The sequence below is a fragment of the Pseudomonas sp. B424 genome (assembly GCF_055408345.1).
Window position 1 is genome coordinate 21637 of the sequence record NZ_JBUZTL010000025.1, and the last position, 16488, is coordinate 38124.

Genomic DNA, 16488 nt, shown 5'->3' on the forward strand with positions numbered 1-16488 from the left:
GTTTTTTTTTGCCAAGATAATTTGTGCTTAGCCAGGCCCCGTAGCTGGTGAAGGTTTCTTCTGAGCAAACTGCATTGGACGAGAGGCGGCATGCTCGCCTTTACTCACAAATGCCATGAAGTTGCCTCGGGCCTTTTCTTCGCTGTGTCCATCGCCTGTAACTTCGTGGCCACCGTTGACCCAGCGTAATCCCTTTTCAAAAAGCTCAGAGGGGAGAGAGAAGCACCGAATGATTGCGGTATAGGCGAACAAGATCCCAATGACGACGCCGCCAACAGATGAAAACAGGTTCACGAACCCAGATTGAAGCACGCCTGCTATGTAGTCAAAAAACCACGAGACGAGGTATGCAACCGGCTTGAGGGCAATAAAAATCGCAAAAAAACCAGCCACACGCAGAATTGGATTTAAGTACAGACCAATCATTAGCATGTAGCCCTGGCGGGTATGTTCAGTGCCCCAACCCTCTTTCTCTGCAGTCCCGTGTGCGGCTAGCCAGAAAGGGGAGACAAGCAAGCATTCAATGTAGAAAAGCATCCATGAGATAACACCCATAAACCAGATGCTCAGCGGGACTGTTGGAAGGACCACACCAGCTATAAATCCAACGGCAATCAATATCGCCAGCATTTGGTCTATGAGTGGAAACAAGAATTTTGACATGGCATCAATGACGGCAATCGTCACCGATCCAACGCCACCAACAAACTTTGCTGCTGTGCCAGTTCCAGTGGCCCACGAGAACACGTTAGAGCTTAAAGCATCGCCTGCCATCTCAGCCGTTTTTGCAAGGAAGGTAGCGCCTGTAAATACGCCCGCTTTAGTCAAATACATGGCTTCAGCGCCTGCACCAATTGCCGACCCGATAAACTGGATGTTGATGATCAGGTCATCTGGCGAGTTCATCTGCAAAGCACTTCTTGTGATAGAGCTGAGCATGTTGTAAAGGGACATTTTTATGGCATCGTACATGCCAGCACCCTCACTCCCTGACATTGATATTGCAGAGAGTGACGGTATCACTTGGCCTGGAGAGCCATCTGCCAGCATGCTGGCGCCTGAACTTCCGTATGCTTTTTTGACGTTGACCACTCGCTGGGACAACTCGTCGAGCCTTTGGTCCTGAGCCCACTCACCATCAATCTGAGGGTCCGAGGTTGTGGCCACCATGAGTTGGGCCAGGCTATTGATTTGAGACTGCCCGTTACTCACCTGCCAGAAGACAGTACCTAGCAATGGCCAGCCACCATCAATGGTCTGCTTTTTCCAGTCCATACCGTCGCGCCCAGCAGTGTTGGCTGTGTTAACAGCTTGAGCAACAATTGATTGACGGCCTTCGTTGTATTTTTTTAGTACCGCATTTATTTCGCCTACTAAGCCTGAAGATTTTCCTCTAGCCTCATTTAAAGCTTTCTCAAAGGTTGCTTGAGCCCCTGATCCGTTTGACTGCATATTTTGCAGTGCACTTTGATCTGCCATAATTTTTGCAGCTATAGAGGCGATTTCAGGACGGAGCCCATTCAATAAAGAAACCAGCTTCGACTGGGCATCTGTAGCTACTTGGGTAGAAATATCAGTTTTCTTAGCGAATTCCGCCATACCAGTGCTATCGGGGATTTTGCCTTTTGCAGGTGCGCTAATGGTGATCGCACCGCAGTATTCTGAACGAGGGTTCGCCGCTCGAAAGGAGCTTGAGGACTCTTTGTAAGGGTATTGAATTTTATTGACAAAACCTTTGTGCACATCTCCAACAGTCGAGACTGTATATCCGATTGTTTCTGCTTTGGTATAGGAATTGATGTATTGCCTACAAACTTCAGAACCTATCCAACTAAAAATTACATCCTCACCATTTATAATTGATATTGGACGATAGACGCCGAAATCGTAGATATAATTTAGCCCTTTTTCTTCAAGTATGTTTGCATGGGTATTACCCATCTCTGCAACAGAAGTGACTCCATATTGCATTGCAGAGAAACCTGATGTCAGTGGAATCATCATCAGACTAGCCACTGCCATACGCAGAGGCATCCAGAAAGATGAAATAACTTGTCCACCAGGGACGCCTTTATTGGCGGTTTGAATGATGTAGTTGCCACCACCAAAAACCATCAGCACAGCCATCATGAATAGGCCAATGGTATTTAGCGTCAAGGAAAGCACAGAGAGCAAAGACTTCTCGCCATGCGACCCCGTGTCAGAACCGTAGGTGACCCAGTTTATTATTTTTTGCCCAAAGTCATAACCCGCATTCGAAACGGAAGCGAGTGATTCAATTTTGAATCCCTCGTCTGCATGCGCCAGGCCAGCCCCAAAGAGAAGGGTCAACGCCGCTATGTATAAACCATACCTAGGAATTGAAATATTGCGCTTAAGCATCAGCGCCACCATTAACCGTAGATTGAGCCTGTGCATGCTCTCTTGAATCAAGCTCTTCATTTAAAGCCCTTAATACCTTCAGACTCATCAAGATCTTCAGGCCTGAGTAAATAAGTAATGGTGTGGCAAGTACAAGAGAGGCGTTGAACCAAGAGTCTAGTTTTATGCCAATGGCCACTCCGCGAGGAATGAGCATGAGCGAGTAAAAACACGTAATTGATGACGCAGCGAGAATTATCCGATGGCCAATAATTGACTTCGCGATCAGGTGGTCGCTGATGGCTTCCGTCGGAATAATTATTCGATTCGAAATGACTTGGTTCTTCAGTACATGGCGTAGAAGGGGGAATGACCCACGCTTCTTAAGGATGGACGCTTGATTTGACCAAGATTTGGTGGCGAGCAACCACTTGAGGGCGCCAACAAAAGGGCTCCCTTTTTTTGGACTAGGCGCCTGCATTGGTTGGGCGCTAGCAGCCTCAGGTCGCAGGTCCGTGGGGGTGGTTTTTTCCATGTTTATTCTCGCTATGGGCTACTACACGCCGTTTAGGCAAGCTCGAATAAGTATGGTATAAAAATACGATACATTGTTAAAAAGGTTTAGGGAGAACACCTTGAGTGAATCAGTTTGCTCCCATGGAGCCAGTCTAGATGGGGGTTTGCTTGACTCTGCTGTCGTCGCCCAGCGCTGGAAAGACTTGGGAGATTCTCTGGCCCGGTTGATGACTTGGATGGATAGCCAAGAGGTTTGGCTGAACAAAGGCGGTGATGAAGAGCTTGACGGGGTGTTGAATCAACTCATCGAGCTAAGCGAGCACGAGTCATGGGTAAAGGACATGCATAAGCCCTACATGGCAGCGGCGCTCGCAGAATTACTGGCTTGGGTGGCGTCTTCCAGGTTCTTTAGGCTGCTAGAGGTAATGGACAGGAATTCGCCGAATTTTGTAAACCGTTTTGCACTGGCGTTGGGTCGAGTGGGCGGTGGATCAGGCAGGTTTGCGGATCTGTTTTTTGAGCGAGTAATGGTCGTGCACAGGGGGGAGCTTTTAGGGCGGGTTTTCGGTGATAACCGAACCAATGCGATAGCAGAAGCTATCAGAACCATCAGAGAAACCCGACATGAATAAGCTGAAGCCAACAGCACTACTGCTGTGCGGTTGTTTAGTGCTGCCAATTAATTTTGCTCAAGCTGAATCCGTAACCACTACGGATTCGGCTTGCGACATCGATGACATGATGACTGCCAACGTTCGGAAGATGGACGAAATGGCAGTTGGTATTTACAAGAAAAATCTTGAAGTGCCAATTGCAAATCAGATCGAAACCGCCCCCAACGTTAAGGATGCGTCGTGCCTGCCTATTCTTGACACGTTAGATACCTTGCTGCGCATGAGAATCCCATCAACTGGAGCCTTAATGAGCGGTATTATGGCTAAAATTCGCGATATGAGTTGTAAGTTTGCGAATGACTTTATATCTGGCATTGCTGGAAAATTGAGTTACAACATCTCAGATCCTTATGGAGTCGCATCTATAGGTGTTGGAGCAACTAATGGCTCCGGTGGTGTTCAAACTGAAACCTATGACTTTGGAGCTATCGTCGCAGATAAGGTGGCAGATGCTGCTGCAGCCAAGGCACGAGAAATTTCTAGAGAGCAAACTAAAGCAGTTACGAATAGCTTGCCTAACGCTGCTAGTGACCGAACTCCACGTATTGAAAACACCATTGATAAAGGTGTTAAGGATGCTATGGATGGGCTCTAAAAAAATCTTGCAGGTTGCTCTTGCCACGGCAATCTTAGCAGCGTCTTCGAAGTCATTTGCTGTTGGCATACCTGTTTATTGTTACAACTGCCAAGATGCGACTTTTAACGCCGCGCATTCCATAATCGATGCTATGCGTATGCAAACCGAAGCCCTACTTAATGCCGATGACTATGTCATGCGGACATCGCTGGGCATTCAAACTGCTATTGCAACATCGCAGGGTGTGACTGAGCAGCGTATTAAGAACGCATACACAATGGACCCGTCTATTGCCAAGCCTCGACTCGCGTGTTCGCAGGCAGCAACAGCAGGTATCCGGTCAGGAAGTAAAGGCGCATCGTCGGCAGTGCGAAAGACTTTAGCCTTAAAAACAGCGAGCTATAATTCTCGTGGCGCTAATCTACCCCCAGGTGAAAGTCGGAAAGAATATTCGATTACAAAGGTGCTAGAAGTCTTCGCCGAGAAAGAAAAATCTGATCCAACTATCATTCTCTCTGGCGAACCTATTCCAAACGATGCCGCAGCAATTGCAAAGCACCGGCTGGTCCGAGATGCCACTACTAACCCATATCCTGTGGAGTTACCACCCGCCGAAGAAATATTGCGCATAGAGAAAAACGGTTCGCAGGGTGAACGGGAAGGTTTGTCGCAGATGAAGGTGCTTAAGAGCCGCCAAGAAGCGGCTCAATTCATTCTCGATCAGGACGAAAGTTCGCGCATTCAATATATCAACTCTGAGTCATTTAAAGATCAGTTGTCTTATTATGTCGAGAGCATGGATAAAGAAACAAAAGCGCTTTGGACAACTGGCAAGTTATCTTCGTACCAGGTTGATGAATTGGGTGCCAATTACAGAGCGCTGTCGCCTTCTTGGATCAAGGGGGTAGCTACAAACGTGAGTGAGGTTTCTTTATTGAAAGAAATGGTTCTCGCGCAAGCAGAGCTGCTCTATCAGCAGGGTCGCAGTAATAAGATACAACGCGAACAGTCTATTCTTTCTGCAATGAAAGAAATTCGTGAAATTTCAAAAGATGGCTTGCAGACACGCTAAGGAGATTTTTATGTTGGGTAATGAAATTGAGTCAGATACAAAGCTTACTGCAAGCCTAGATACAAGTATTTCCGCAGAAGAGGAGTTGCAAGCTGTACGAGCACAAGCTGCTCTTGATCGCGCAGACAACGATCTACGAATTGAGCCAAGCCTAGACCTAAGCGATATGGACGCTCTTCTAAGCAGTGCATTTGCTTCTCAAGGCAAAACCGATTCCGAGGTATCTAGCGAGGAGATGACAGACGATGCTTTGCTCGATGCGGCTCTCTTCGACGAAGAATTGGATCTTGGCACAGATTTAGAGCCGAAAGCTGATGCAGAAACAGAGAAGGCCTCATTGAACCCTGCAGACGCTTCGCAGGATAGCCTGATGGATCAACTGGGTGAATCATTCGGTGAAGCGCCTTCCCAAAACCCAGCTGGTGATTCGTTATCACAGAGTCCCACAAACAATGCTGATGACATCAACGCTGCTTTCGCTGCAGCGCAGCGTCAACAGGGCTCGGATACCTCAGAAGGTATTGCGCGGGCTCAAGCACCAGGCATGTTGGGCGACCAACAAGCTCAGCGCCAGGAAGTCGGTTTGATCCAAGGCATGAGCATGCTCGGCGGTGCCGGTCTCGCGAGCTTGGCTCAAATGTTCCGCGCTGGTGGAAACTCGATCAATACCTCGATCAACACCCGTAAGTACACAAAGCTGACAGGGGAAATGGACTCTCATATTCAGAATATGGACGGAATCCTGAATAGGTTAGATGCCAATGGGTTTAAGGCTGGCATCAAGGGCCTTAAAGGGGACCACAAGACTGAGTTCGTGAAGGAGTTCATGGCAAATCCTGCTAACAGGCAGATGTTTGACGACCTGCTTCAGTCTATTGGCACTCTATCGACCAAGACCAATCAGGCTGCATTGGCTGGTGTCGCGGCGGGTTTATCCGGTGATCACCTTGAAGGCGAGATCGCCAACAAACTGAAGGGCGTCAGCGATAAGCACAAGGAAATGCTCGACTCCCTCCATGACCATAATGGGAATACGCTGAGCCAACGTCTCGACAAGTTAATTGACCAGGTTGCCGATTTTCTCAAGTCAATGTTCAGCAAAGTAGCTGAGACCTTCGGGTACAACTCAAGCCCAAGGATGTAGGAATGGCAACTGTTCGTGATTCCTCGCTTCCCTCCATTTGGGGGCAGCACGGAGAAGCCTTGTTCAATCCCGTGATGGTGAAGAACAAGCTCATAACCACTGTCGAGCGCGCCCCAGCAGATTGGAGCGCACGTCTGGACGATCTGGGGTTCAAAAAGGGGAGTCGCGCATGGCTGCGCGTTGGACCGGTGACCCAGTCAGAGTTCCAGTACCTTTCGCCCTCAATTATTCTGACTGGATTCCGGCCCGAGGATCTGGTCAACGCGCAAGAGGAGACCCAGGTAAACCCAGTGCCTCTTTCCGTTCAGGACGAAATTGTTAAGCTTTGGCAAAGTAACTTGGATGCTGTGCTCTTTGAGATGAGCTTCCATGACGTTACCTCCAAGGCTGTAGCGTGGAGTCATGTGGAGTCGGCGTTAGCAGGTGACTCCACACCAGAAGCTGACGCCGTCGCAGAGTTGGCGTTTGCCAGGATGCGTCACCAGAAAACCTTAGTGGGAGATGCGCTCGATTACGCCGCGTTTAAAGGCTGGGGAGGAGTTGACCTTAATCAGGTGGTGCCGCGTGGCAAATGCATTTTGCATAGTGGCGACACCGTGAATTGGGCTGACTCCGAGGGCGTGATTCACAAGGGCCGACTGGCAATGCCACTGCGCGTGGGGGATGCCAAAGTCTGGGTTTATGAAGGGGGCCCTCGCTTTGTTGGCGGGATCTCTGCATCCACACTTGGCCAAGTCAGTCGACAACAGGTTCAGTTTTTGGATGCAGGTGAAGAGTGGTCTAGAAACCAGAGTGTGGCAGCTGGGTCCGAGCTTGCGAATACCTCTACAGCACCCTACAAACCTACGATTGAGTTCCGCCTTGCTGACTTGTCGAATGAAGCAGGGCAAGCAGTTGTTGCATTCCTCAAGACGTGCATCTACTTCCCCCAAGATCGTTGGAAAGTGGATTTATCAAGTAGGGCCAAAGATGACGACGCGCTCGCAGTAATGCTCGATGAAGTACAGGGTGTACTGGAATCAATCGAGTCAAATCTACATGCAGTCTCACAACATTATTATGGTCCAACAGGAATAGGCTTTTGTCTCGCCCAAAATCGCTCGATGACCCCATCAAGCGCAGGTTTAGCGGTGAGAATCGGCTCATATAATGGACTCGGCTTTTACTCTGTCACTGATTCTGTAACCCCAGCAATGGTCCTTGATAACGGGCTGATACATTATGACCAAGTGGCCAGTGAGTTAGACGAGCAGCTGCGGTTACGTATTGCCGAATTTGAAAGAGATGCCCAATCCCTCGGCGCAGCTGCAGGCGTTGAAAGCGCTATCCCGCTTGAGTTCTATAGAGGCTATCGCGTTACGAATGCGCTCAATGAACTGGAGTCCTCCGGACTGGGAAGCAATATCACCCAAAATCAACTCATGTCGATTATCACTGTTGCAGGTGACAAGTATGGTGTCGCCAAAGAAGCGCTATACGGAATTGAGAAAGGCGAAGGAGTAAGCCTCACTCTTTTCAACTATCCGGTGCCCAGCGATGTTAGGGGTATGAGCCATGGGCAGCTGAGTCTTGGCATCTCCCACGACACAGTCTCTCTGGTATCTGTAGCTGACATCTTGCGCGAGCTTCAAAGCCCAACGCATGCAAGCATCCAACCAATTGACGCGAAGCTTTCATTCGCTCAAATGTCGATGAGCTATGAAAGTAGCGAGGTGGCAGATCTATCTCGAAAGATCCCTCACCTCACCTGCACCAGCCCAAAGCGGATGCGCATCATCCCCCTGGAAAACCATGCTGACGCTGTTTCTGCAATGGAGCAGGTTCTTGAGGCCCTTTCAGTCAACGACTTGGTTGGAGAGCGCACTGAAGAGCTTGCGGTGGCTAAGCTGCGTTTGGATTCCTTTCCGCTTGTTGCACGCTTCCGCAAGGCGATTGAAGCCACGAAGAATGCAGATGAGAGCAAGGTTGCCGAGTGGGTTAAGAACGAGCTAATGAGATCGTTTCAAGGCCGTATCACTGAATGGTCAGAGTCAGGTTTCCAACGAGTCATTAAAGCAGTCACAAATAATCTCAGGGGAAACCAGGGTGTTGTTGTTGCACTCGCCGCGTTAGGTCAGAAGAAAAAATACTATACATTTGGTGTTCCAGGTACGGACGATGCAGTCCTTGAAAACCGAGATGCGGTACTCGGCAAAGCGATGGTTCAAACGAAAGAGGTATACAAACTCAAAGCAAAGTTTGCAGTTTTCGACGCAATTTCATTCTCGGACCCTGAATTATGCTCATTGATCGCGGGTGAACGATCTGGACTGGAAAAGGTGGTTGAGGGCGCTAGTGGTGACTATCAAGACACTGGAGTGGTTGCAGGATATGCACGCAAAGATATTCGTAACTTCAGCCGCGATGATTTGTTGCTCCACGCAGGAAAGATGAGCGCCGAACAAAAAGAGATTTATGTGAAGAGGGAGTTGATCTGGCCGCGCACAAGCTTTGAGGAAATGAAGGAGAAAGGGCTGCACCTACACACAGCGATAGCCATTGATACGTTGTGGAAAAGCCTCCCGAAAGCCCCAAAGTCGCTGGCCACAGAGCATGTAAAGGCGTTTACGGACCTTATCGCGGGTATGCGCGACGGTACAGCTGATCTGATTGAGAAAGTGAAGAGCGGTGAACTGCCGGACACAGAACGGCATGATACAAAATTCATTAATGGTGCATTGCTTGATATTGAATTCAAGCTGTTTACTCGTGCGACGTGCCAAAGCGACTCAGTGAAAGGGGTTTACAAAGAAATCAAGGTACGAGGAATGCCTGGACTGAAAGTAGGGCACTACTCCCCCTTCACTGATTCGGCTTCTATGCGGAGCGTTCTCAAAGATGCGACGTGGGATGATCACCTGAAGTCCAAAAAGGTAACAAGACCAGCCTCGGGTTCACGTGTAATGCGCGGGGATGTTGTCCGTGTGGGGGATGACTACCGAAAAGGTGTGTCGGTAATTTCAGAGGACTTTCTGAAGACCTTCGGTTTTAGCGGGGTTGAGTACGGTAACTGGACGAATCAAAAAGAACGCGAGAAGCATTTGAATCTTTCCTATGACTCTATGATGGACTTTGCGTCGGTGCTCGGCTGGGAGCCAATGGCTCTTAGTTTGGGGGGTAGACTTGGATTGTGCATTGGTTCACGTGGCGAGGGGGGGAGCCGTTCAGCAGCTGCTCACTTTGAGCCCGCCAACTATGCGATCAATCTCACGAGAATGTCCGGAGATGGCTCTCTAGCCCACGAATACTTCCATGCCCTTGCCAACCACTTCGGCCATATCCACACGGGTAAGCCGCAAGACCTGCTCGATACCTTTTCTTATTCGTTACAGCGACCAGGTGCTTTACCAATAATCAATGAATCCAGTCTGCGTGAACCAGTACGGTCTGCATTCAGGGATTTGCAGGTGGCCATCATGCGTAAACCCGCACCAGGTACTGACCCCGGAGTAATTGGAAACTACGTAGAACTATCCGACATGATGGCGTCCTCGAAGGACGACGACTATCTGGCGCAACCAGCAGAAATGTTTGCTAGGGCAATGGAGGTATGGTTCGCCGACCAACTCCAATATCAGGGCAAGAGAAATGATTACTTGGTAGCTGATGGTAAAGGTGGAGCTTCCTACCCAAACAAGGAACACCTTGAGCGTATCAATAAATGGGTTTCGCCTCTGTTGGAAGCTGTAGAGCTTGAGGTCCGTAAGGTGACTCATCCGATCCTTGGGGACATTGAGATGCCTGTACTGCACAGTGAAGAGCGGAGTTCATTCCCTTTATCGGCACAAGACATTGTCGATCTGGGTATGAACGAGTTGAACCGATTGTTTGAACGTTCGACGCCAAAATTCATGCTCTTCAATGAAGAGGGCGCAAAGGCAGGCTTTTACAGCTCGGCACTCGACGTATTAGCGCTCAATGAGCAATACGCTGACCGCGAGACCTTCTATCACGAGGCTTGGCATGCGTGCGAGGCTAAGCTACTGACCGCTGATGAACGTCTATCCCTACAGACAGTGTTTAGAAATGATGGACCTCTCTCTCTGTATGTCACAGAGGCCATGCGCATGCATGGCCTCTCGGAAGTAGGTATCAATGCCGCGATGGAAAGTCCGTCTGAGATGCAGGCGTACGCTTTCCAAATGTGGTCTGCAGGAAAGCTGGACCTAAGTGAGCAAAGACTCACGGAGTTTTATAAAGTGCGGGGCTTTGTGGACGGCGTAACAGAGGTAGCTGCGCTACTGGGAGGGGAGAAGGCGAAGTCACTTTTCTCCGCATTCATGACTGGAGAGCTAGCTATCCGAAATGGTGCAGTGTCAGGGCTAGCAGAAGGCAGGGGTATTACGCTGCATTTACCCCTACCACCAGAAGTCAGGGAAATAAGGGAGACATCGGTTGCCAGTCAGCCATCGATGAGAATGGGCTAAGCCGCAAATCATCATCACCCGCTTGGCGCAATGCAAGCGGGTTTCAACAACACCAAATTACTTTTTAACTTGCAAGCTACCCCAGTCAGTTGACAGCGGAACGCCACCAAAAGCCTCAACCTGATTAGATGCATTTTTGAACATCACGAAAGGTGTACCGATACCAGGTACTGCGCGTGCGATCTCAACAAAGACAGTCACTGCAGGCTTAACCTGTTCATAGTCAGCCTCCGTCAGCGCAGAAATTTCCAGCAAATGATCTTCAGCCTTCCACTGCTTGGTTAAGATCTGATCCAGAACCTCAAGGCCTTTACCCTTGTCGGCCATGAAGGTTTTCTGCAGCAGTGCAGAGATAGGGTAGCTCTGCTCAGTGATAACGATGGGAATCCAGCGGAACTCTACATCGTAAGCAGCAGCTATAGCCGATGACTGTTTGTACAGCTTGGCGCAAGCAGAGCACAACGGATCAAATAAGACGTAAGCAATGTTGGAGCCTGTGGTGGAGCTGATGTAGTTCAGCTGGGATATGCCTGCATAGAACTGCTCACGTTGATATGCAGCCTTCTTTACTTGGGCCTCAATGGCAGGCTGAGGGTTGAAAGCCTGCTCCTGATTGAAATCTTGGGCAGCCTGAGTAGGCATCTGACTCACATCAGGCCGAATTGGCGCTGTAGGCAAATCGGGTACCACTGGAGCCTGATTAAGAGCCATTACGCGGCTGCGTTTATCCATCATTGGCCCATTGAGTAATTTGGTGCCGTCTGCAGAAAGGTAAGCGAACCCTGACGATTGCAGGTTCGCTTTATCCGCGAGCATGTCGACCTCCCAAACATAAGTACCCAGGCCGAAATCGATTTTTTCGGTACCGCGAATTTGCGCGTCTGGCATCAGGCGCTGAATGAGCGATGTGTCGGGTCCAGTCGGGGTTGAAACCGGCACTGAAACGCTATGCTCAATATCATTAGATGTTGCGTCAACAGACGTAGCTGCATTAACCAAACCAGATTTACTGCCGTAAAGGACATAGCCACCGACCCCAAGCCCAACGAAAATGGCGAAGCCCAAAGCGCCGAATTTGACCCTAGAGGGCGTAAAAAATTGGGTTTTCCTTTCATGGATAGAGGTCATGCATGTGCTCCAGCATTGATGGCGGTTGAAGTTGAAAGATGAACAATTGAATCAGAAGGGTGCGAGGTGTAATCAGCGATTTAACATCGTATAGTGATACTACACGGAGTAATGGTTTCCTGCTAGGATACGCGAAAGCTGGCGTCGAGAGGGTGCCAGGCATCGATGGAGCCGGACGTGTCTACTGGAAATCCCCCCCCCGCATCTGAAAGCGCTAAGGGCAAAAAAGCGCCTCAGAACCCCAAGAAACTGACGCCAGAGGCGGCAAAAGAAATTCTCGATGCCAATGGCTTAGTCTCCATGATCCAGGCGGGCCTCGATGCGCGTGCAGAAAAGACAATAAAGAATCGAATCATTTTTGGTCTTTTTATTGCCTTGGGTTGCTCGATTTCAGGTAATTTCGTGCAGTACAAATTTCAACCTGAGCCAAAGTTATTAGCAGAAACAACTGATGGCCGAATTCGACCACTGCCGTTGTTGAATGATCCGATGTACTCGCAGAAAGAGATCTTGGCTTGGTCCCAGAAATGTGTTGAAAGCGCATATCGACTTTCTTGGGTAGATTGGAATACTTCGCTCAGCAACAACACTTTCTGTTTTTCAGATAAAAGCCGGAGTAATTTCTCAGACAGCCTGAAGAAAATAGGTTTGTTGAAGTACTTAACTCCTGAATTACAGGGAAACTTGTACGCGAGAAGCATGACTCCTGTGATGCGCTCATATCAGCTTAACTCGAAAGGCTACTACGAGTGGATAGTCGATGTTCCATATACAGTGAATATTGATGGGCGGGAGCGGGGCACGATGGATGTAGTGATGACTATGAAGGTTCGTCGAACTTCACTTGTACTGCGAGAAGACGGCCTTTGGGTTGAATCGTATCGAATAGTTCCTCGATCAGCTCAAGGGCGTTGATTATGAAAAAGTTAGTACTAGCCGTGTCTATCGTTTCTGTTTTGTTCAACCAGTCAGCTTATGCTGCTGGCAGTGAATCCCAGCAAGGTGAGCCGCTTCCTCCAGCCAGTATCCCAGATATTGCAGATACGATTTTGACTGCGAGTCCAGAGGCGATCATCAATGTGCGTAAGCAAATCATCAGAAACAGTGCAGCACAACGCGTACCTGTGCTTGAGACATTCGACGATATTGCTGAGCCATTGCTAGACATTGAAGAGACGTTCGAAATAACAAGCGAACCGTCCAGTAAAACGCCGACAATTAATATTGCGCGATATATGAGCACAAGCGTGAATTTTGTTGATGCTTACGGTAATCCATGGCCAATACGTAAGGTAGTAAACTTTCTTGAAGGTTTGGTACAAGTCGAAAGAATTTCAGATGCAACTCCTACTGCTGAAGGAGAATCTGGCAAAGGTGGAAGTGGTGGAATAGATCCCCTCGATCCTCAAGCAGGATCGTTTGCTCTGACATCAAGTAAGCACGGTGCTACAGGTAACTTAACCGTGTACCTAGTTAATCGCTCTACTCCGGTAACAATCATGCTGGAGGGCAAGTCAGGGGTATTTCACAAAGAAGCTACCGTTAAACTCACAGAAGTCGGCCCTCAAACGGATTTAGCGAAAATTAATCGATCTGATGAAGTGGTAGTCGGAACAAAAGCAGATTCTGATTTGAATAACGCTCTGTATGGAGTTGGGCCCATTGGAAGTACCGCGATGGTAGTCGAGGGCGGTGAAGGGCGGGTATGGGTTAAAGGTAATGTTATGTATATGCAAACGCCATTATCAGTCTTTTCACCTAAAGTTGTTGGAGCTAGCCATGCCAATGGCCGTTACCGTGCCTACAAACTTCCTGCAAGTACAGTAGTTATGGCCAGTAATGGTGAAGGTAAAACTGTGACGCTAAAGGTAAAGCGCATAGCTCAATCAGATGTGATGGCAGAAGTAGCTAATGGAAGTGGACACTGATGAGCCAGGATATTAATGAGTTGGACTTGGGGCACATCGACGCAGACCCAAGAGACAGAATTTCAGCAAAGCATAATGTTGACCTTCCACGGGTTGGCGGATTTAGTGCAGTCAAAGGAATTTTCAACCCAGCGAATAAAGGGAAGCTGATATTCCTTGGGGTTGTGGCGGCTATCGTTATCGGTGGGGCAGCTTGGAGCTACATGTCGGTCAAAGCTCCAGTACTACAAGGTGGAGCGGGTGTGACCAACGGCGGCTCAATCAAAACACAGAAAAATACGCGTCCGACTAACATGCAGCAGGAAGAAGCCACACGTTATAACGAGGAAGAACTGCCAAAGCTCCAAGAAATAAACCCAAGTGAACATCCCATTGTTGTGACTGAAGATAATGGCGAGTTTGGAAGACAGCGAGACTTTGGGAGACCCGACAGGGTCTCAAAGGTTGGCAATACAGAGCCAGAGGGGCAACCCGGTCTTGGTTCTAATGGGAACCAACAATCTGGTACTCGTCAGCAAGTGCAACAAGTTGCTCCTCCGTCCTCGGAGCAAATAGATATGGTTAAACGATTGATTGCGGCTGAAGGTGAAAAGGTACCTGTACTGCAGACAGTGTCGTGGACATATCAGCAACCTGCTAAAAAGCAAAATGCTAGTGCAGAATATGATGGTTCTGCGGCGAATGGGAGTCAGCGCTATGACAGCAACGGCACCCTAGCAGGTGAGATGCCATCTAAGTGTGAAAAGCCTCTTATTAGGGCTGGTCATCAGTATGTAGCTAGATCAACGATGGCTTTGAATAGTGATGTTGGAGGGCCTGTCATTCTTGAGCTGGTGAACGGCCCACTGCGGAAACATCGAATGACTGGTAAGTTCGAGCGCAAAGAAGAATGGATGCGCATGCAGCTGAACAGTTTAGTTGGCATAAATGATCCGGTTAAGATTAATGCAATCGGGCTCGACATGGACACCGTTCTTAACGCTGTTAGCGGAGATGTGAACTATCACACAATGTATCGCTACGGATGGTGGGGTGTCGGGACCGTTTTAAGTGCAATCGGCAAAGCTTCGGAGCGAAACGCCGATACGAAAACCATTTATGTTCGTGACAACGTTGTCCAGGACACCACAAAAGATACTAGCCGAGAACTAAAAATGGCTCTAGGGGATCTTGGTCAGTCCATAGGTGATGTGATGCAGGATCGTATTAATCGACCCCTGACAGTTTCTCTTAAAGTTAATGACTTAGTCGGCGTCGTCTTTATGGATGATGTGTGCGGCGATAAATAATTAGGATTTCGGCATGTCTAACGATCAAAAAAGTAACGACACAGAATATGGCTTCACTGAAAAAGACCTCCAAACTGATGGCTTGACCGAGTCACTTGAAATACGTGACGACTCGGTCTTGCGCGCTGAACCTGATGATGTCATACGTCGCGATATTCGAGGGCCACGTGAACCTGAGGCGGGCGAGTCTCATGGGCATGAGTCTGAAGACGAATTCGAGGAGATTCAGCCCGAGGGGGCTCTTGCCAAGCCATCGTTCTTCTCAAAGTATCGGTTGCATATTTTGGGCGGTGGAGCAGTTCTTATCATGCTTTGCGGTCTGGGCTGGGTAGCCTCACAGGTCCTGAAACCGACACATACGCCTATCGAAAGAGTCAGCAGCATTGAAACATTTGGTGCGTCCAAACATATTGATCAGCCACATGCGAACACCATGGCAACTGAGCCACTGCAATTTGGGGACGACAGCTCATCCAACGTAGAAACTCGTGAGTCAAATAGCAATGAGCATTTGATTGAGTCTGGCGGTGTACCTGTGCAGCCTATCATCCCCAGGAACGAGCTGGAGCCAGATGAAAAGTTCTACGACACACTTGTTGAGGCCTCAGAGCGTAATTCACTCAATGACAAAGCAGGCAGTAAAGCCGCTCCAGCAGAAGTAAGCGCAGGAACCGATGAGAAGTTTGCAGCAATTTCAGTTGCAATCGCTAACAGCGGTAAAGAAATGACTACTGTATTAGAAACGCTCAGGAACATCAGTGGCGAAATCACAGCTCTGAAAACTCAAATCGCCGCCTCTTCAACCAAAACAGATTTGGTTGAAGGTAAGCTCAATCAATTGACATTGAGTATGAATGAGCTTTCGAAAAGTACCGAAGCGCGATTCAATGATATATCCAAAACCGCAGTGGCTGCTGCAATGAAAGCTATGAAACTTGAGACAGCGAAAAACCCCCCATCGAGTGGGAAACTTGTGCTTGTTGGTGGCGCAATTAAATCTGACTATCCTAAAGTTCAAACACCAGCCAAGCGTGTAGAAGTAAAATCGCCTCAGAAAAATGATTTGGTTGCGACACAAACAAAGGTTCAAGCCCAAGCTAAACCACAGGTCAAGGTTAACGAAGGTAATCAGGCTGTTCAGTGTGGCGCAAGAACAGTATCCCAAATTTGGAAGGTCAAAGGTGTAACAGCAACTGGCGCGTACGTTCGTCGCGATGACGGCAAAGCATTAATGCTTCGTGAAGATGCAGAGGTTCCAGGCTTTGGCCGAGTAAAAAGCTTTGATCCGAACTCGCGAACTGTATGCACCACAAGCGGTTTAATCGCTCGCTGA

General features: G+C 48.7%; 12 protein-coding genes. 9 read left to right on the forward strand and 3 right to left on the reverse strand.

Going from position 1 to position 16488, the window contains the following annotated elements:
* Positions 1-27: 27 nt before the first annotated feature.
* Both ACZRMS_RS21910 and ACZRMS_RS21915 read right to left on the reverse strand, forming a co-directional pair.
* Complete coding sequence (locus ACZRMS_RS21910; protein WP_463997050.1) at positions 28-2442, reverse strand: DotA/TraY family protein; 2415 nt, start codon at positions 2440-2442, stop codon at positions 28-30.
* Positions 2375-2896 carry a hypothetical protein gene (locus ACZRMS_RS21915; protein ID WP_169873020.1) on the reverse strand — a complete coding sequence of 174 codons (522 nt, stop codon included), beginning with the start codon at positions 2894-2896 and terminating at the stop codon, positions 2375-2377. The genes ACZRMS_RS21910 and ACZRMS_RS21915 overlap by 68 nt, the downstream gene beginning before the upstream one ends.
* A gap of 100 nt (positions 2897-2996) precedes the next feature.
* Here ACZRMS_RS21915 and ACZRMS_RS21920 point away from each other — a divergent pair, with 100 nt between their 5' ends.
* The 5 genes from ACZRMS_RS21920 to ACZRMS_RS21940 are packed head-to-tail and all read left to right on the forward strand — an operon-like array spanning position 2997 to position 10810.
* A complete protein-coding gene (locus tag ACZRMS_RS21920) occupies positions 2997-3509 on the forward strand; it encodes a type IVB secretion system protein IcmW (RefSeq protein WP_169873021.1) in 513 nt (170 codons plus the stop codon).
* The gene (locus ACZRMS_RS21925) at positions 3502-4146 is read left to right on the forward strand and encodes a hypothetical protein (RefSeq protein WP_169873022.1); all 645 of its coding nucleotides are present in this window, start codon (positions 3502-3504) and stop codon (positions 4144-4146) included. Before ACZRMS_RS21920 ends, ACZRMS_RS21925 begins: the two co-directional genes overlap by 8 nt.
* Entirely contained in the window at positions 4136-5200 is a 1065-nt protein-coding gene (locus ACZRMS_RS21930) for a hypothetical protein (RefSeq protein WP_326427830.1), read from the forward strand. Before ACZRMS_RS21925 ends, ACZRMS_RS21930 begins: the two co-directional genes overlap by 11 nt.
* 10 nt (positions 5201-5210) lie before the next feature.
* Positions 5211-6344, forward strand: coding sequence for a hypothetical protein (locus ACZRMS_RS21935; RefSeq protein WP_326427831.1), 1134 nt, complete (start codon positions 5211-5213; stop codon positions 6342-6344).
* 2 nt (positions 6345-6346) lie between these two features.
* The gene (locus tag ACZRMS_RS21940) at positions 6347-10810 is read left to right on the forward strand and encodes an LPD1 domain-containing protein (RefSeq protein ID WP_463997051.1); all 4464 of its coding nucleotides are present in this window, start codon (positions 6347-6349) and stop codon (positions 10808-10810) included.
* A gap of 57 nt (positions 10811-10867) precedes the next feature.
* On the opposite strand, the gene ACZRMS_RS21945 is transcribed toward ACZRMS_RS21940, so the two are convergent.
* Complete coding sequence (locus ACZRMS_RS21945; RefSeq protein ID WP_169873026.1) at positions 10868-11938, reverse strand: DsbA family protein; 1071 nt, start codon at positions 11936-11938, stop codon at positions 10868-10870.
* A 177-nt stretch (positions 11939-12115) separates the two neighbouring features.
* Between ACZRMS_RS21945 and ACZRMS_RS21950 the strand changes: the two genes are divergently transcribed.
* Genes ACZRMS_RS21950 through ACZRMS_RS21965 form a run of 4 tightly spaced genes read left to right on the forward strand, consistent with a single transcriptional unit; the run spans position 12116 to position 16488 of the window.
* Positions 12116-12853: a DotI/IcmL family type IV secretion protein gene (locus ACZRMS_RS21950; protein WP_169873027.1), complete on the forward strand. Its 738-nt coding sequence runs from the start codon at positions 12116-12118 to the stop codon at positions 12851-12853.
* Between the two features lie 2 nt (positions 12854-12855).
* On the forward strand, positions 12856-13866 hold the full coding sequence (locus ACZRMS_RS21955) for a DotH/IcmK family type IV secretion protein (RefSeq protein ID WP_169873028.1): 1011 nt from the start codon (positions 12856-12858) through the stop codon (positions 13864-13866).
* Entirely contained in the window at positions 13866-15155 is a 1290-nt protein-coding gene (locus ACZRMS_RS21960) for a DotG/IcmE/VirB10 family type IV secretion system protein (RefSeq protein WP_463997052.1), read from the forward strand. The genes ACZRMS_RS21955 and ACZRMS_RS21960 overlap by 1 nt, the downstream gene beginning before the upstream one ends.
* Positions 15156-15168: 13 nt before the next feature.
* Positions 15169-16488 carry a hypothetical protein gene (locus ACZRMS_RS21965; protein ID WP_169873030.1) on the forward strand — a complete coding sequence of 440 codons (1320 nt, stop codon included), beginning with the start codon at positions 15169-15171 and terminating at the stop codon, positions 16486-16488.